The 16,424-nt window shown below is 62.2% G+C and carries 13 protein-coding genes; 12 read left to right on the top strand and 1 reads right to left on the bottom strand.

Going from position 1 to position 16,424, the window contains the following annotated elements:
- The first annotated feature begins 63 nt into the window (after nucleotides 1-63).
- From gluQRS to clpB, 4 genes are all read left to right on the top strand, one after another.
- Complete coding sequence (gluQRS, locus tag H3T89_RS04060) at nucleotides 64-1,107, top strand: tRNA glutamyl-Q(34) synthetase GluQRS (protein WP_044090939.1); 1,044 nt, start codon at nucleotides 64-66, stop codon at nucleotides 1,105-1,107.
- A gap of 132 nt (nucleotides 1,108-1,239) precedes the next feature.
- Complete coding sequence (locus H3T89_RS04055) at nucleotides 1,240-2,052, top strand: YggS family pyridoxal phosphate-dependent enzyme (protein ID WP_015022524.1); 813 nt, start codon at nucleotides 1,240-1,242, stop codon at nucleotides 2,050-2,052.
- A 66-nt stretch (nucleotides 2,053-2,118) separates the two neighbouring features.
- On the top strand, nucleotides 2,119-2,934 hold the full coding sequence (locus tag H3T89_RS04050; protein WP_015022523.1) for a fumarylacetoacetate hydrolase family protein: 816 nt from the start codon (nucleotides 2,119-2,121) through the stop codon (nucleotides 2,932-2,934).
- A gap of 160 nt (nucleotides 2,935-3,094) precedes the next feature.
- A complete protein-coding gene (gene clpB, locus H3T89_RS04045; protein WP_015022522.1) occupies nucleotides 3,095-5,878 on the top strand; it encodes an ATP-dependent chaperone ClpB in 2,784 nt (927 codons plus the stop codon).
- 74 nt (nucleotides 5,879-5,952) lie between these two features.
- Here the strand turns inward: clpB and H3T89_RS04040 are convergent, their stop codons facing one another.
- Nucleotides 5,953-8,028, bottom strand: a complete 2,076-nt coding sequence (locus H3T89_RS04040; protein WP_015022521.1) for a P-type ATPase — start codon at nucleotides 8,026-8,028, stop codon at nucleotides 5,953-5,955.
- A 176-nt stretch (nucleotides 8,029-8,204) separates the two neighbouring features.
- Here H3T89_RS04040 and rmuC point away from each other — a divergent pair, with 176 nt between their 5' ends.
- The 8 genes from rmuC to gatB all read left to right on the top strand — a co-directional run bounded on the left by rmuC (nucleotide 8,205) and on the right by gatB (nucleotide 16,307).
- The gene (rmuC, locus tag H3T89_RS04035) at nucleotides 8,205-9,557 is read left to right on the top strand and encodes a DNA recombination protein RmuC (RefSeq protein WP_015022520.1); all 1,353 of its coding nucleotides are present in this window, start codon (nucleotides 8,205-8,207) and stop codon (nucleotides 9,555-9,557) included.
- Between the two features lie 118 nt (nucleotides 9,558-9,675).
- Nucleotides 9,676-10,272, top strand: a complete 597-nt coding sequence (locus H3T89_RS04030) for an orotate phosphoribosyltransferase (protein WP_015022519.1) — start codon at nucleotides 9,676-9,678, stop codon at nucleotides 10,270-10,272.
- Entirely contained in the window at nucleotides 10,269-10,994 is a 726-nt protein-coding gene (locus H3T89_RS04025; RefSeq protein ID WP_015022518.1) for a TrmH family RNA methyltransferase, read from the top strand. Before H3T89_RS04030 ends, H3T89_RS04025 begins: the two co-directional genes overlap by 4 nt.
- Nucleotides 10,991-11,917, top strand: coding sequence for an ATP-binding cassette domain-containing protein (locus H3T89_RS04020; protein ID WP_015022517.1), 927 nt, complete (start codon nucleotides 10,991-10,993; stop codon nucleotides 11,915-11,917). The genes H3T89_RS04025 and H3T89_RS04020 overlap by 4 nt, the downstream gene beginning before the upstream one ends.
- On the top strand, nucleotides 11,914-12,882 hold the full coding sequence (locus H3T89_RS04015; RefSeq protein WP_015022516.1) for an ABC transporter permease subunit: 969 nt from the start codon (nucleotides 11,914-11,916) through the stop codon (nucleotides 12,880-12,882). Before H3T89_RS04020 ends, H3T89_RS04015 begins: the two co-directional genes overlap by 4 nt.
- A gap of 43 nt (nucleotides 12,883-12,925) precedes the next feature.
- Complete coding sequence (gene gatC / locus H3T89_RS04010) at nucleotides 12,926-13,222, top strand: Asp-tRNA(Asn)/Glu-tRNA(Gln) amidotransferase subunit GatC (protein WP_015022515.1); 297 nt, start codon at nucleotides 12,926-12,928, stop codon at nucleotides 13,220-13,222.
- Between the two features lie 4 nt (nucleotides 13,223-13,226).
- Nucleotides 13,227-14,780 (top strand): Asp-tRNA(Asn)/Glu-tRNA(Gln) amidotransferase subunit GatA, encoded by a 1,554-nt coding sequence (gene gatA, locus H3T89_RS04005; protein WP_015022514.1) that lies wholly within the window; start codon nucleotides 13,227-13,229, stop codon nucleotides 14,778-14,780.
- Nucleotides 14,781-14,804: 24 nt separating this feature from the next.
- Nucleotides 14,805-16,307 carry an Asp-tRNA(Asn)/Glu-tRNA(Gln) amidotransferase subunit GatB gene (gene gatB, locus H3T89_RS04000; protein ID WP_015022513.1) on the top strand — a complete coding sequence of 501 codons (1,503 nt, stop codon included), beginning with the start codon at nucleotides 14,805-14,807 and terminating at the stop codon, nucleotides 16,305-16,307.
- Nucleotides 16,308-16,424 lie beyond the last annotated feature (117 nt).

Raw genomic sequence — 16,424 nt, 5'->3', positions numbered from 1 at the left:
GCATGCAATAGTTTGACTGAATGATAGTTCCCCGATGACCGGATGTTATGTAAGCATGTCGGTATGCACAAGGGAGAACCGAGAACGGACCAGATCGACGAAGCCAAGGTCGTAGGAAGGTTGGCACCTTCGCCGACTGGACGGATGCATCTGGGCAATGTCTATGCATGTCTGGCGGCCTGGCTGGGTGTCAGGTCGCAAGGGTCTGGCGGGGTCCTGTGGCTTCGCATCGAAGACATAGATACGCCGAGGGTGGTCAAGGACGCTGATCGTTGGATCATGGATGACCTGGTCTGGCTGGGATTGGATTGGGATGGCGAGGTGGTCTACCAGTCCCAGCGCTCCGATGCATACAGCCAGGCATTGAAGTTGTTGGAATCGCAGCAATTGGTTGGCGGGCAGCCCCTGATCTATCCCTGCTTCTGCTCCCGTGCCGATATCCGCGCGGCATCGGCACCGAATGAAGGCGACGGGTTCATCGTCTATCCGGGCACCTGCCGAGGACTTTCCCCTCGGATGGTCAGTGAAAGGCTGGCTCGGGCGCAGAGGCACAGCCTCCGGATTGCAGTCCCTGATCAGCCCGACGAGTCGGATGCCATCTGTCGCTTCCACGATCTGATTTTTGGCCCGCAGTCCTTCAACTTGCCCAGACAGGTCGGTGATGTGGTCGTCAGACGTTCGGACGGCTTGGTTTCCTACCAGTTTGCGGTGACGGTGGATGACCTGGCCATGGGCGTCAATCAGATTGTGCGAGGACGGGACCTGCTGAGGTCCACGGCCATTCAGATGTGGATCCGGAATCATCTTCAGTCGCAGGCTCCTGGTGTTCAGTACGCGCACCTGCCGCTGATTGACGGCGTGGACGGCAGGAGGATGTCCAAGCGCTTCGGATCGCCGGACCTGGGGTCACTCAGAAGGGACGGCTGGTCACCCAGGCAGGTATTGGGGATTTGTGGCTGGCTGATGGGGCTTTTGGACCGTCCTAGACCTGCAAGCGCGCACGAACTGCTGGATGGTTTCACGTGGAACACCCTGGCCGCTGACCGCAAGGACCGACAGCTAAACCTGAGCGAGGTGAACGTTTCTGATGTAAAGCCGAGTCTGTAAGCTCTCCAATCCTGAATTCCGTTCCTCCTTTCTGGCATCTGCTTTGTCCCGGGCTTGCGGGCTGGCCGGTATGAGCCACTGGCTACCATAGCCTCAGTCAAAGCTTCCGGTTTTTTAAGGAGGTAGCGGATCATGGTCGCCTATATGGACCACAAGGATCTGGGCAATCGGCGGATCAGCAGTGAACGGGCCGTGCAGATCGCGGATGGGGTCAAGCGAGTGGCTGAAAGGATCGCCAAGGCGGAGGACTCCGCCGGTCGAAAAGAGGGTTCGGTGACTCTGCTGGCGGCCACCAAGACACGCGATGTGGGCGAGATCATGGCGGCCATTGATGCCGGGGTGCGTCGGATTGGCGAGAACCGTCCACAGGAGGTGACCGCCAAAGCCCAGGGATTGCTGGAACTCTGTCGGGACAGGGGGTTGGCCCTTGGTGTTGATGCGACAGACAATGATTCATCCAGCCTGGGCTTCCATCTTATTGGGCAGCTCCAATCCAACAAGATCAATAAGATCCTGCCATATGTCGATACGGTCGAGTCGGTCGATGGGCCCTCGCTGGCCCGAAAGCTGGCCACGCGGGCACTGGCTGCGGGCAGAACCGTGGGCATACTTCTGGAGGTCAACGAGTCTGGCGAGCAGGCCAAGTCGGGATGTGCCCCCGACCAGGCTCTGGATCTGGCCTATGAGCTGGCCGCTATGGAGGGAATCCGGCTTAAGGGCCTGATGACCGTCGGTGCACACGTGGACGACGAGGCCGTCATCAGGAGCGGATTCGCCCATTTGCGCGGCCTGCGCGACCGCATCAGGGATTCTGGGCAGCCGGGCACTGACACCTGCACCATGCTGTCCATGGGAATGACCGGAGACATGGAGTATGCGGTGGCTGAGGGATCGACCGAGGTCCGTGTAGGCACAGCCATCTTCGGCCCGCGGGCTTTTATCTGAGCAGACACTGTCTGTTTCGGAACCCGATCCTGTCAAGAGGCCCCGCCTGGGGCTAAACTGTGCCCTATGAGAATCGCGCGTTTTTCCTACAAGGACACCCCACGATATGCTTTCGTCCAAACTGACAAGCAGGACGGCAAGGACTACCTGGTAGAGCTAAGCGGCTACCCCCTGACCGGTCAGCAGGTCGAACCCACCGGCAAGCGCTACCCTCTGGACGACGAGGATGTGCGGCTGCTGGCCCCGGTCATCCCCTCCAAGATCTACGGAGCAGCCAAGAACTACCGCGCTCACGCCGCCTACATGGCCGAACATGGCCAGTCCTCGAATCCTGAGCCACCGGAGAAGCTCATGCTCTTCATGAAGCCTTCCACCTCGGTCATTGGTCCTGACGACCCCATCGTCAAGCCCTCTTACAGCAAGGACATGAACTACGAGCCCGAGGTTGCCGTCGTCATAGGCAGGATGGCGCGGAAGGTGAGCGTCAACGAGGCCATGGATTATGTGCTGGGCTACACCTGCGTCAACGATGTGACCCTGCGCGATCTGCAGAAGAACGATCCTATGTGGACCCGTTGCAAGGGTTTTGACACCGCCTGCCCCCTCGGGCCCTGGATCGAAACCGACCTGGATTATCGGGATGCGAAGATATCCTTCAAGCTCAACGGGGAAGAGGTGCCCGAGGCCAGTGGCACCACCGCCAACCTGATCCACTCCATTCCCGAACAGATTGCCTTCATTTCCAGCTTCGCCACCCTGTTGCCCGGCGATGTCATCATGACCGGTACCCCGCACGCCACAGGTTCCTTGAAAAACCGGGACGAGGCCACGGTCCAGATAGAGGGAATCGGCTACCTGCGCAATGTGGTCATCGATGAGTAGCATGTAGCAGGAAAACAAATAAGGTAAAAACTTGAGTCGAATGGGCTCAAGTTTGGGAATAGGTGTCCTCCTTCCGCTGTTGTAGAAGACAGATGAACCCGTGACGGGGTCTGATCGAGTAATTCGGTTGGTCCCGCCGAAGAATGTTGGAGGATGCTCTATGAACGAAAACTTCACCACCATGGCTCAGCAGGCCATCGGCGATGCTATCCAGTCGGCCTCGGCGGCCGGAAACCCCCAGGTGGATGTGCTCCATCTGTTGGACTCTCTGCTGCGTCAGCAGTCCGGCGTGGTACCTGGACTGATTCAGGCCGCAGGCGGTGACAGCCAACGAGTGGGTGCAGAGGTCCGTCAGGCCTTGGTGGCTCTTCCGTCAGCCAGCGGATCCACGGCCTCGCAGCCTGATGCCAGCCGTCAGCTCAGCATGGCCCTGGCCCAGGCCGAGAAGGAAATGCAGGCCATGGGGGACGAATACGTGTCCACCGAGCATCTGCTCATCGCCATAGCCCAGGGTCCTTCGCAGGCTGCCGATATTCTGAATCGGAACGGTCTGCAGGCCGATACCCTGCGCAAGGCCGTGCCCCAGGTGCGCGGTGGCGCCAAGGTGACCAGCCCGGATGCCGAAGGCACCTACAAGGCCCTGGAGAAGTACTCCACCGATCTGACCGCCCAGGCCAAGGAGGGCAAGCTGGACCCGGTCATCGGCAGGGACCAGGAGATTCGTCGTGTCATGCAGATCCTGTCCCGGCGGACCAAGAACAACCCTGTCCTCATCGGCGAGCCCGGTGTGGGCAAGACCGCCGTGGTCGAAGGCCTGGCCGAGCGTATCGTCGCCGGCGACGTGCCCACGACTCTGCAGGGTAAGAGGCTGATTTCCCTGGATCTGAGCTCCATGGTGGCCGGCAGCAAGTACCGCGGTGAATTCGAGGAACGACTCAAGGCTGTCCTCAACGAGATCAAGAGCGCCAACGGTCAGATCATCACCTTCATCGACGAGATCCATACCATCGTCGGTGCTGGTGCAGCCGAGGGATCCATGGATGCGGGCAACATGCTCAAGCCCATGCTGGCCAGGGGTGAACTTCGCCTGATTGGCGCCACTACCTTGGACGAGTACAGGGAGAACATCGAGAAGGACCCGGCTCTGGAGCGCCGCTTCCAGCAGGTCTTCGTGGGTGAACCCTCTGTGGAGGACACCGTGGCCATCCTGCGCGGTCTCAAGCAGCGTTACGAGGCCCACCACAAGGTGACCATCGGGGATGATGCCCTGGTGGCTGCGGCCACCCTGTCCAACAGGTACATCTCAGGTCGTCAGTTGCCCGACAAGGCCATCGACCTGGTTGACGAGGCCGCTGCCCACCTGCGGATGGAGTTGGACTCACAGCCGGAGGAAATCGACGAGCTTCAACGTCGCGTCACCCGTCTGGAGATGGAGGAGATGCAGCTGAAGAAGGCCGATGATCCGGCCTCCAAGGACCGTCTGAGTAAGCTGCAGGCCGAGCTGGCGGACTCCCGCGAGAAGTTGGGTGGTCTCAAGGCCCGTTGGGAGAACGAGAAGGCCGGCCACAACAAGGTCGGCGACCTGCGTGCCCAGCTGGATGCCAAGCGGGTCGAGGCTGACAAGGCCACCCGTGAGGGGGATCTGGAGAAGGCCTCCCGCATCCTCTACGGGGAGATTCCCGGCATTCGCAAGCAGCTGGCCCAGGCGGAGAACGCGGCCGAGCAGGCCAAGAACGCCTCCAATGACGCTGGTCCCGATGGAGCCGACATTGCCGGAGGTCCGGCCCAGGAGCCCATGGTTCCTGACCATGTTGATGCGGATTCCGTGGCGGAGATCGTCTCCGACTGGACCGGCATTCCTGTGGGACGGCTCATGGAAGGCGAGAACGAGAAGCTCCTGCATATGGAGGACTACCTGGGCAAGCGGGTGGTCGGCCAGCAGGAGGCCATCCATGCAGTCTCCGACGCTGTCCGGCGCTCGCGTGCCGGCATCGCCGACCCTGACAGGCCCACTGGATCCTTCATGTTCCTGGGTCCCACCGGCGTTGGCAAGACTGAGCTGGCCAAGGCCCTGGCTGACTTCCTCTTCGACGACGAGAAGGCCATGGTCCGCATCGATATGTCGGAGTATATGGAGAAGGCCTCGGTCTCTCGCCTGATCGGCGCTGCTCCAGGCTACGTGGGCTACGAAGAGGGTGGCCAGCTGACCGAAGCCGTGCGTAGGCGGCCCTACTCGGTGGTCCTCTTCGACGAGGTGGAGAAGGCCAACCCTGAAGTCTTCGATCTGCTCCTGCAGGTTCTGGACGACGGAAGGCTGACCGATGGCCAGGGCAGGACGGTGGATTTCAAGAACACCATCCTGATCATGACCTCCAACCTGGGCTCGCAGTTCCTGGTCCGGGACGACCTGGACGAGGAAGGCAAGCGCAAGGCCGTCATGGATGCTGTACAGGCCAACTTCAAGCCCGAGTTCATTAACCGGCTGGACGATCTGGTCATCTTCCATCCGCTGACCCGCGACGAGCTGGGCTCCATTGTGGACATCCAGGTCAAGCAGGTGGCCCAGCGGCTGACCGACCGGCGCATCACCCTGGATGTCACCGACTCCGCTCGGGAGTGGCTGGCCAACATGGGCTATGACCCGGCCTTCGGCGCCCGACCTCTACGTAGGCTGGTGCAGACCGAGGTCGGTGATCAGCTGGCCAGGATGCTGCTGGCTGGCAAGGTCCACGACGGCGACACGGTCCTGGTGGACCAGACCGGCGGCGACCATCTGGAGCTGACCGCTTGGCCCACCGAGAATCTGGTCGACGACTCGGTCACGGTCGACGATGTGACGGCCGATGGCGATGGCGATGCTGATGCCGGCGATGGCGGACGTGATGGTGGTCGTGGCCGTCATGCCGCACGGGGCGACGATCAGGGTCAGTCCCAGTCTCGCTGAGATCAATTAGGGCCGGTACCCGGATAATTTCCGGGTGCCGGCCCTTTTTGTATCATGTATTGTGCTCTGTGGATTCAGTCCATAGCGGCCGCTGGATCCCTGCCCTCTTGTATGGACTCCCACTGGCTGTCAACGATGACCTGGGGGCGACGCGCCGCGACTGTCGGAAGCTGGTCCGTGTCGATCAGGGCCAGGTGCAGCCAGCGACGGCGCAGGTGCCGCAGCCGGTGCAGACGGCGAACGTTGATCATGGCCAGGATAGTGGATAGGGCCCCTGTTACTGCCGCAATCATGGGATTGAGCATCCAGCCTAAGAAGGGTTGGCAGATTCCGGTGGCAATCACCAGGGCGATGATGTTGTAGACAGTGGACCAGGTCAGGTTCTGCCTGATGACCCGGGTGGTGGCTCGGCTCAGTTCTATGGCCCTACTGGTCCCGTCCAGGTCGCCCTGGTGCAGGATCAGGTCCGGCTGCGGCAGGTCGATGTCGTCCGAGGCATCGTCCGTGTCGGTCTGGAGTTTTGGACCCAAAGTGATACCTACCTGAGCCTTGGTCATCAGTTTGGGATCCGCTGTGGTCCCAGCCGCCAGAGCCACCAGGCTGGTTCGGCCCTGCCTCCCGGCGGATTCGGTGTCTTGACCGGTTCGATCCGCTGGAACGCCCCTGCTGGTCCGGGTCAGGTCGTGATTGAGCCGATCCATGCACTCGCGCTTGCGCTCGGGGGTCAACCGGGTGATCAGCATATCTACGCCCGCCTGACGGGCGGCCCGTTCAATCCTGTCGTCCGGCTGGCGGCTCCCATCCAGGATCAGGCTGCTTACTCGCAGGGAGCGTAGATGGGTGGCGGTCCGGGTCAGGGATTCCGTGTGGACACCTTGGCCCTCCGAATCGTCAGGATCCAGCAGAGAGGAGTCGTCCAGAATCAGCGCGCGCACCCGGCCCAGGTGGTTCATGGCCCGTGGCGAGGTGAAGAGCAGACCGTGGGCCAGGCCGGTCTCCAGACTGGTTCGGAAGGCCATGGGGATGGTCATGGCTGCGACGGCAGGACAGGCGATGGTCAGTACACAGACGGCATTGCCTACAGCATGGGCCAGGTGGGGCTGCGGACCCAGCATGAGCCAGAGCATGAATGTCCAGATGGCCACGATCATGATCAGGGCGATGGCTGTGTGGACGATCCTGTCCATCCTGCGCATGTCAGGGGAGCGTTCGACCAGGGCCTGGGGGATGATCTTGACGAGCCTGTCTGCATAGGTGTTGTCGCCGGCGGCATCCACGCGGATGGACAGTCGACCTTCCAGAATCTTGCTGGAGGCCAGGATCCGGTCGCCGGGTCCACATGGCCGGGGTCGGTCGCCGCCGGTCAGCTCGCTGTCGTCCACTAGGGCCGATCCTGACTCTACAACACCATCGGCGGCCGGGCGCTCTCCCGTGCGCACCAGGAGTAGATCGCCTGGGTGAATCCGGTCACGTGCAAGAATCTGGGCGGGGACTGTCTGCGGATGCTCGGAATCGGCCACCAGCCCTGAAGCTGGCCGTATCTCCGTCAGATGGTTCAAGGAGGCCACTAAGGATGCTTCCATTCTGGTCCCGATGACCCGGGACAGCAAGAGGAGGGTGATGACCACGCCTATCAGATCGAAGTATGGGGATCGGGAGCCCTCCGGCAGCAGGGATCCGGCCAGACAGGTGGCCAGGCTGTACAGGTAGGCCAGGCTTGTGGCCAGCATGGCCAGGAGATCGGGGCTGCAGCGGTGCTGGGTCATGGCCTTCCACCCGTCCATGAGTATTCCGCGGCCGCAGTAGAAGATGACCGGGGTTATCAGAATAGCCTGGACCCAGGGGCTGGTCAGCCAGGAGGGAATCAGATCGGGGCCGAAACGATCGAACAGATCCAGAACCAGAACAGGCGCGGTCAGCAGGGCGCTTACGATGGTCGGCCTGAGCAGGCGGTGGCTGCGAGAGTCCAGATCGGCCCCCCATTTGCCCCAATCCTCGGGATCACGCCAGGGACGGTTGGCCGTGGAGTCTACGGCTGCATTCTGGTCGCTGACATGAGCCGACGGCATAAGGAAGTACCAGATGATCAGCCAGGTGACCGCACAGGCCACGACCAGATCGGCTATCGCCAGGAAGATATCGATACCCACGGATCTCCTTCGGTCTTGCTCCAACCCCTCAATATTTCCTATTCTGCCCGTCACTGCGGCCCGACACCGGACTTAAGGCCGATTCCTTGCGGAAAAAACGAATTCTCGAATTATCGCCGACTGGTCACCGTGTCGACTTGGCTTTCGGGTCCAGTACTGGAGGTTTACTAGAACATATGTTCGATTCTACGTCATCAGTGGTCATGGTGGTGCTTCTCCTGCTGATTGGTATTTTTTTGGGAGGACTGGCCGGGTATGTGCTGGGTCGCGCCCGGGGTCGGAGGGCCGTCGGCACGGGGTCTGACAGCCAGGTGGATGAGCTGCGCTCGCAGCTGGACCAGGCTCAGGAACGGCTTCACGGATCCGATGCGGCTCTGGTGGAGGCGCGGACCAAGGTGGACGGTCTGAACCGCGAGCTCTCCTTTGTCAAGTCCCAGCTGGCCCAGGCCCAGCAGGCCGAGCAGATCAGAATCGAGCAGGAGCGCCGCCGTGCACAGGCTCAGGAAGAGGAGAAGAGACGTAGGCAGGCTCAGAGCATGGAGGAGGAGAGCAAGGTGCTCTCGGCCCTGGCCCCCGTGCAGAAGAATTTGGACGCCCTCCAACACAAGGTGGCCCAGATCGAAGAGGGCCGCAAGCAGGAGATGGGCTCCCTTGGACAGCAGCTGAAGAGCCTGGGCGAGCAGCAGGGGAGGCTGGACAAGGAAACCAGCTCTCTGGCTTCGGCCCTGCGCAACAACAAGGTGCGCGGCGCCTGGGGCGAGGCTCAGCTCAGGAACATCGTCGAGTCCGCTGGTCTCTTGGAGCATGTGGACTTTGACACCCAGGTTGTGGTCACCGCCTCGGATGGCCGCGTCCTGCGCCCCGATATGGTGGTTCACCTGCCAGGCGGCAAGACCATTCCCATCGATGCCAAGGCCCCTTATTCCGACTACCAGCGGGCCTGCGAGATTCCCGACACCGCTTCGGATGATGAGCTGCGCCGCCGGGACGAACTGCTCAAGGCGCATGCCCGGGCCCTGCGAGAGCACGTCAAGGCCCTGGCCGACAAGGAGTACTGGAACGCCTTCGAAACAGCCCCGGACTTCGTGGTGGCCTTCATACCCAACGACTCCCTTCTACAGGCCGCACTGGAGGTGGACCCCACCCTGATGGACGATGCTTTTGCCCAAAAGGTGGCTCTGACCTCGCCGGTGACCCTTTGGGCTGTGCTCAAGTCGGTGGCCTACGCCTGGCAGCAGCAGAACCTGTCTGAAGACGCCCGCACCCTCTTTACGTTGACCCATGAGCTCTATGACCGCTTTGTGGTCCTGGGTGATCGGGCCAACAAACTGGGCCGTTCCATCACTGCCACGGTGACCGCCTACAACAAGTTCGCCTCCTCTTTGGAGTCGCGCGTTCTGGTTACCGCCCGCAAGCTGCAGCAGATGGACCCCTCCAAGGTCATCGATTCGGTCGACATGATCGATTCAGACAAGGGCAATATCAGGGAGCTGACCGCGCCGGAAGTTTTGTCCGACCAAGGGCAGTGAGTGCCGCTTAGGGGCCTCCGGCGCTAGTCTGATAAGCATGAACGAGGCAACGAAGAGACAAGAGGGTTCATTCTTCAGACCCACTGGATCACCAGATCTCGTCGGGCGCAGATCCGACATGGATCTGCCCGAGCCGGTCGATCAGCTGCGTGAACTCCTGGCCCGGGAGATCGGCGGTCGTCCCTTCACCGAGCTGAGCGGGGTCACCTTCCATCACCGCGGGGCCGAACTTGCCGGTCATGTTCTTCTGGACACCCTGGAGGATGCAGGCTATTCAGTCGACGACTTCGATGCGGTCGGGGCCCTGACCGCCGCCGCTGTGCCACTGGCTGATGCCATGCTCCATGCCGCAGCCTCGCGTGGGCAGGATCTGGACGCTTTCGTCATGGACTTCGTCTACCCCTCCATCAAGGGTCCGTCCATCGAGGGCAGGAGGGTCATCCTGCTGGATGCCTGGCTGGGCCGAAAATCCTACGTGCAGACCTCGTCCTTGGTTACCTTGGGCAAGAATAACGAGCTCAATCTTGACTGCGGGATCATTCAGCGTCAGGGCGCGAAGACGCTGGCCATCGCCTCGCTGGTGGGTGGTCGGACGGACGGCAGCATTCAGGTGGTGGATCCGGTGGACGGGTCCCGGCAAAGGCTGCCTTTCATCTGTGCCTACCAGGAGGATCAGTTCGTCGGCACGACCGACGATTCCCCGGAGCGATCATGAGGGAGCCTGATCCAGTGACCCGAGCGGCCATGGCCTCGGATGAGCCGGTCTTCCGCGAGGTGGGGGTCGGCCCCTGGCAGGAGGAGCATCCTGAGCTGCCCATGCCGACGGACCCGCGCTATGACTCTGAACTGCTGGAACAGGGGGATCGCCGCAACGTCCTGGATCGGTACCGCTACTGGAAGGTCGAGGCCATTCGGGACGACCTGGATCGCCGGGGCCGTCATGATTTCGAGGTGGCTGTGGAGAACTGGACCCACGACTTCAATATCGGATCCATGGTCCGTACAGCCAACGCCTTTGCCGCACGCCGCGTCCACATAGTCGGTCCCCACAAATGGAACCGTAAGGGCTCGTTGATGACCGAGCTTTACCAGCACGTGGTTCACGACCCCGACGTAGCAACCATGACGGCCAACCTGCGAGAAGAGACAGCTGGGCTGGGGGAATCCATGCCCCGTATGATCGCCATCGACAACGTGTCCGGGGCCGTCCCAATGGAGACCTACCGCTTTCCTCGTCACTGCCTGCTCATGTTCGGTGCCGAGGGGCCTGGCCTGTCTGAGAAGGCCTTGGAGCTGGCGGACGACGTGGTCTACATCTCCCAGTTCGGATCGGTCCGCTCCATCAACGCCGGTGCCGCGGCTGCCGTGGCCATGCACTCCTGGATCTGCCAGCATGCCGGGGTGGCGGGTCAGTCAGAGCAGGGGACCCTGCCATGATTGTCTTCGACTCGCTCACCAAGCGCTTTGGCTCCCGCAAGGCACTGAACCGTGTCTCCTTCACGGCCAGGGACGGTCGGGTGACCGGGTTTGTGGGGCCTAAAGGCGCCGGCAAGTCGACCACACTGCGCATTGCACTGGGGCTGGTTCGTCCTGATTCGGGCAAGGTCCTGTTCGATGGCCAGTCCTTCGTCCGGCTCTCATCGCCCATGCGGACAGCGGGAGCGGTACTGAATCCACGCAACGCCCATCCTGCCTGCAAGGCCAGGGAACACCTGATGGCACTGGCTGCGGTCAATGGCATTGATCACCGCCGGGTGGACCGGGTGGTGGAGATGGTTGGCCTGCAATCGGTCGCCGACAGGCCGGCGGGTTCCTTCTCTCTGGGGATGAGTCAGCGACTAGCCCTGGCCGCAGCCCTTCTGGGTGACCCACACAACCTGGTTCTGGATGAGCCCCTTGATGGGCTGGACCCGGAGGGAGCCGAGCGGGTGAGGGGCATCTGGCGCGGTCTTGCCTCACGGGGCAGGGCAGTCCTCCTAAGCTCCCGTAAGATAGACGAGATGGCTCAAATCGCCGATGATCTGGTCATCGTCGCCAAGGGACGGATCCTGGAGAGAACGACGGTGGCCCGGTTCATTGGTGAGCACTCCTGTGACTCTCTCTATGCGGTGACGCCGCAGCCCGACCAATTAAAGGCCGCCCTGGCCACGGCGGCCGGAATCAGCATCACCCGTCTGCCGCCAGACGAGAGCTGTCCGCCGGATGCCGCCCGCTTCCGCATCCAGGGTGCGCCCCTGGCTTCCACAGCCTCGATTCTGGCCCAGGAGGGTGTGGTGCTCTATGAGTTTCAGCAGGAGGAGGTTTCCCTGGAACAGGCCTACAAGGATGTCATCCATGGCAGAGGGGATGCGCGGCCATGAGTGCCGACAACGGTCGCCAAGTCCGCCGGAGCCGACGAGAGGTACCCACGGGATCTGATAAAGCAACCCCACGGCATGGCTCCGCCTTTACCCGGTTGCGTCGGACCTCGCGGCTGTCCCTCCTGGATTTGCGTCGGCCCTCCGGTCAGTTGACCCTTTCAGGGGCGGTTCGAGGGGAGCTGCGCAAGATGTTCTCCCTGCGATCGACCCGGGTTCTGCTCCTGATTGTCATGTTCCTACAGCCGTTGAGCACCGGTCTTATGGCTGGCCTGGCTCGGCAGACCGATCACCTCCTGGCTCACCTCCTGCCTGCCTCCAGTGGCCTTTTCTGGACGACAGCCGTTTTCGGCCTGTTTCCGGGCATGTTTGTGGCGGGCATTCTGGGGGTTCTGGTCCTTACGCGTGAGTTTTCCGGCGCCACCATTGAGAGCACACTGACGGCCAATCCTCGTCGGGGCATGGTTCTGATGGCCAAGGGCCTTGCCTTGGCCTTGCTGACTTGGTTAGCGGCACAAGCGGGCCTGCTGCTCAGCTGGATCCTGGCAACCCTGCTTCTGTCAGGCAGATCTGGTGCCTTGTCTGCCTCCAAGCCCGGGCTCGCTCTTGTCGATCTTCTGGGCGGACCGCTCATGCTGGTCCTCTTTGCTTTGATGGGCCTGGGTCTGGGTGCCTTGAGCCGATCCAAGGTCGGCGGAATCGGCCTGTTCCTGGGGCTGACCTTGATCCTGCCACTGATTCTGGGCCTCCTGAGGGGTTTGAGCCTTCCTGTCGGCTGGCTGCGGATCCCCTTCAGGCTGACCCCAGCCAGCCTGCTGGGCACTTTCCTCACGGGCATGGGCCGGGTGTCAGGGACAGGCGTCGGATGGTGGCCGACATGGTGGCAGGCGGGCCTGATTATGATGGCCTGGACGGCTCTATCCTGTGCTTTGGGAACCCTGGTCTTCCGGCGCGTAGACATCGGTTGAGCCTGCCTTTTGCGTGTCATAGAGCACCCATATGATAAGAGGTATGCCAACTTTTACACGTGAAGAGATCAAGCACCTGGGCGATCTGGCCCGTATTGCTTTGACCGATCAGGAGGCTGACCGCCTCAAGGGCGAACTCAACGTGATCGCCGATTCCATCACCAAGGTTCAGGAGGTGGCCGGCGACGACGTGCCCCCCACCGCCAATCCCATTCCTCTGGAGGCCTATCTGCGCCCTGATGAGGCTGAGGAACCGCTGACCCAGGAGGCTGCACTTTCAGGGGCTCCGGTCACCGAGTCGGGCATGTTCGTGGCCCCGCGCATTCTGGGTGAGGAGTGAGACGATGAGCGCACAGGAAGAATTGGTCAAGCAATCCGCCTCCGATATGGCCGCACAGTTGCGGTCGGGGCAGGTCTCCAGCCGTGAACTGGTTCAGGCTCATCTGGATGTGATCGAGGCTGCCGAGCCCAGCATCGATGCATTTCTGCATGTCAGCGCCGATCAGGCCCTGGAGCAGGCTGACGCCTTCGACCAGCGCCTGGCTCATGATGGGGCCGAGGGGCTGCCGGAACTGGCCGGCGTTCCCATTGCCATCAAGGACATGATCGTCACCAAGGGCATTCCCACCACGGCTGCCTCCAAGATCCTCGAGGGATGGGTGCCGCCTTACGACGCTACTGTCATCAAAAAACTCAAGGCCGCGGGTATGCCTATTCTGGGCAAGACCAACTTGGATGAGTTCGCCCAGGGGTCTTCCACTGAGCACTCGGCCTTCAAGCCCACACACAACCCCTGGGACACCGAACGGGTCCCAGGCGGTTCTGGTGGCGGCTCGGCCTCGGCTGTCGGCGCTTTTGAGGCTCCGCTGGCCCTGGGTACCGACACCGGCGGGTCCATTCGCCAGCCCGGATCTCTGACCGGCACCGTGGGTGTCAAACCCACCTACGGTGGTGTCTCCAGGTTTGGGGCCATAGCCATGGCCTCCTCCCTTGATCAGATTGGTCCGGTTTCCCGGTCAGTGCTGGATGCGGCACTGCTGCAGGAGGTCATCGGTGGCTATGATCGTCGTGACTCCACATCCATTCCCAAGCCGGTTCCCCCTCTGGCCCAGGCCGCGCGGCAGGGTCAGAAGCGTGACCTGAAGGGCCTCAAGGTGGGTCTTGTCAAGGAGCTGGGTGGCGAGGGCTACCAGCCTGGCGTCGAGGCCCGCTTCAACGAGGCTGTCTCGCTACTGGAATCCATGGGCGCTCAGGTGGTTCAGGTCTCCTGCCCGCACTTCCCCTACGCGCTGGCTGCTTACTACATCATCATGCCCTCCGAGGTCTCCTCCAACCTGGCACGTTACGACGGCATGCGCTACGGCCTGCGGGTCATGCCCCCCGAGGGCGTTCCCCAGACGGCCGCCAACATGATGGCCGCTACACGCGAGGCCGGGTTCGGCGACGAGGTCAAGCGCAGGATCATCCTGGGTATCTACGCCCTGTCCGCCGGGTACTACGACGCCTGGTACGGCTCGGCCCAGAAGGTCCGCACCCTGGTCATCCGCGACTTCGAAAAAGCCTTCGAGCAGGCCGATGTCCTGGTATCGCCGACTTCGCCGACCACGGCCTTCCGTTTCGGCGAGAAGATGGACGATCCGCTGGCCATGTACCTGAACGACGTGGCCACCATTCCGGCCAACCTGGCCGGAACCCCCGCCATGTCGATTCCCGCCGGGCTCAGCGACGACGGGCTGCCTGTCGGCTTCCAGTTCTTCGCCCCCCAGATGCGCGACGAGGTCATGTACAGGCCTGCCGCTGCACTTGAGGCGGCCCTGGAGGAGCAGTGGGGAGGGCCCATCTCCCGGAAGCTGTCCACCCCCTGGCTGGATGGCCTGGATCAGGGATCGACCAAGTAGGCATCGGAAGGAAACGGAATCATAATGGCTGAAAAACTGATGAAGTACGCCGATGCCGTGGCCAAGTATGACCCGGTGTTCGGTCTGGAGGTCCATGTCGAGCTTTGCACCAACACCAAGCTCTTCTGCCCGGCCCATATCGAGTTTGGCGGCGAGCCCAACACCCAGCTGACCCCGGTCTCCCTGGGCCTGCCTGGCAGCCTGCCCGTGGTCAACAAGACCGCCATCGACTATGCGGTCAAGCTGGGTCTGGCCCTGCACTGCCAGATCAACGAGTGGAGCCAGTTCGCCCGGAAGAACTACTTCTACCCGGACATGCCTCGTGACTATCAGATTTCCCAGTACGACAAGCCCCTGAACGGCGAGGGCTATCTGGACGTGGAGCTGGACGACGGCAGCATCTTCCGTGTGCCCATTGAGCGGGCCCATGTGGAGGACGACGCCGGCAAGAACACCCACGTGGGTGGGGCCGACGGCCGTATTGAGGGCGCCGACCACTCCCTGGTGGACTACAACCGTGCCGGTGTTCCTCTGGTTGAGATCGTGACCAAGCCCATCGAGGGCGCCGGGGCGCGCACCCCCGAGGTGGCCGGGGCCTACGTCCGGGCCATCCGCGACATCGTCCGGGCCCTGGGCATCTCCCACGCCCGAATGGAGCAGGGCAACATGCGCGCCGACGTCAACGTCTCCCTGCATGCCGGGCCGGACGCCCCTCTGGGAACCCGGTCGGAGACCAAGAACGTCAACACCTTCAAGGGCATCGAGAAGACGCTGACCTACGAGATCCGCCGTCAGGCGGCCCTGCTGGAGTCCGGCGGGGAGGTGCTGCAGGAGACCCGTCACTGGGATGAGTCCACGCAGACCACGGCAGGCGGCCGTGTCAAGACCGATGCCAACGATTACCGGTACTTCCCTGACCCCGATCTGGTCATGGTCCATGTGACCAAGGACCATATCGAGGAACTCAAGGCCCAGATGCCTGAGATGCCGCGTGAGCGCCGCGCCCGTCTCAAGAAGGAATGGGACTTCACAGACCGGCAGATGCAGGACGCGGTCAATGCGGATGCCGTGGATCTGATTGAGGATACGGTCAAGGCCGGCGCCACGGCTGCCGGAGCCCGCAAGTGGTGGCTGGGCGAGATCTCCCGCGAAGCCAACGCCCGTGGGGTCAGTCTGCAGGAGCTGCCTATCTCGGCTCAGGATGTCGCCGATGTGGAACAGCTGATCGCTGACGGAAAGCTCAATGACAAGTTGGCCAAGCAGACCGTCTCCGGTGTGTTGGCCGGCGAGGGCAAGCCTGCCGAGGTCGTCAAGAAGCACGGCTATCAGGTGGTTTCGGACGATGGGGCTCTGGATGCCGCTGTCGATCAGGCCCTCAAGGACAACCCGGACATCGTGGCCAAGCTCAAAGGCGGCAACATGAAGCCCATGGGCGCCATTATCGGAGCGGTCATGCGGGCCACCAAGGGCCAAGCCGATGCCAAGGCGGTCAGCAAGATCGTCATGGAGCGCATCGCTAAGTCCTGACCGCGCCCGGTCCGCCGGCCTTGTCCCATCGGGTTCGGACCGGCGGACCCGCCCGGCCTCTCATGGTTTTCCCAGGGGCGAGGGATTACAATTGATTGCCATCGCAGGGTGGCGATC

Origin of the sequence: Bifidobacterium sp. W8114 (assembly GCF_016101165.1) — a bacterium.
Lineage (GTDB): Bacteria > Actinomycetota > Actinomycetes > Actinomycetales > Bifidobacteriaceae > Bombiscardovia > Bombiscardovia asteroides.
The sequence above is the reverse complement of the archived record's forward strand: the minus strand, read 5'-3'. Positions and strand labels throughout refer to the sequence as shown.

Bases quoted from the DNA above. Each gene is read 5' to 3' on its own strand.
- H3T89_RS04030 (WP_015022519.1), top strand. From the start codon at position 9,676: ATGGATCTGCCCGAGCCGGTCGATCAGCTGCGTGAACTCCTGGCCCGG.
- H3T89_RS04020 (WP_015022517.1), top strand. From the start codon at position 10,991: ATGATTGTCTTCGACTCGCTCACCAAGCGCTTTGGCTCCCGCAAGGCA.
- clpB (WP_015022522.1), top strand. From the start codon at position 3,095: ATGAACGAAAACTTCACCACCATGGCTCAGCAGGCCATCGGCGATGCT.
- gluQRS (WP_044090939.1), top strand. From the start codon at position 64: ATGCACAAGGGAGAACCGAGAACGGACCAGATCGACGAAGCCAAGGTC.
- rmuC (WP_015022520.1), top strand. From the start codon at position 8,205: ATGTTCGATTCTACGTCATCAGTGGTCATGGTGGTGCTTCTCCTGCTG.
- H3T89_RS04025 (WP_015022518.1), top strand. From the start codon at position 10,269: ATGAGGGAGCCTGATCCAGTGACCCGAGCGGCCATGGCCTCGGATGAG.
- gatC (WP_015022515.1), top strand. From the start codon at position 12,926: ATGCCAACTTTTACACGTGAAGAGATCAAGCACCTGGGCGATCTGGCC.
- gatB (WP_015022513.1), top strand. From the start codon at position 14,805: ATGGCTGAAAAACTGATGAAGTACGCCGATGCCGTGGCCAAGTATGAC.
- gatA (WP_015022514.1), top strand. From the start codon at position 13,227: ATGAGCGCACAGGAAGAATTGGTCAAGCAATCCGCCTCCGATATGGCC.
- H3T89_RS04050 (WP_015022523.1), top strand. From the start codon at position 2,119: ATGAGAATCGCGCGTTTTTCCTACAAGGACACCCCACGATATGCTTTC.
- H3T89_RS04015 (WP_015022516.1), top strand. From the start codon at position 11,914: ATGAGTGCCGACAACGGTCGCCAAGTCCGCCGGAGCCGACGAGAGGTA.
- H3T89_RS04055 (WP_015022524.1), top strand. From the start codon at position 1,240: ATGGTCGCCTATATGGACCACAAGGATCTGGGCAATCGGCGGATCAGC.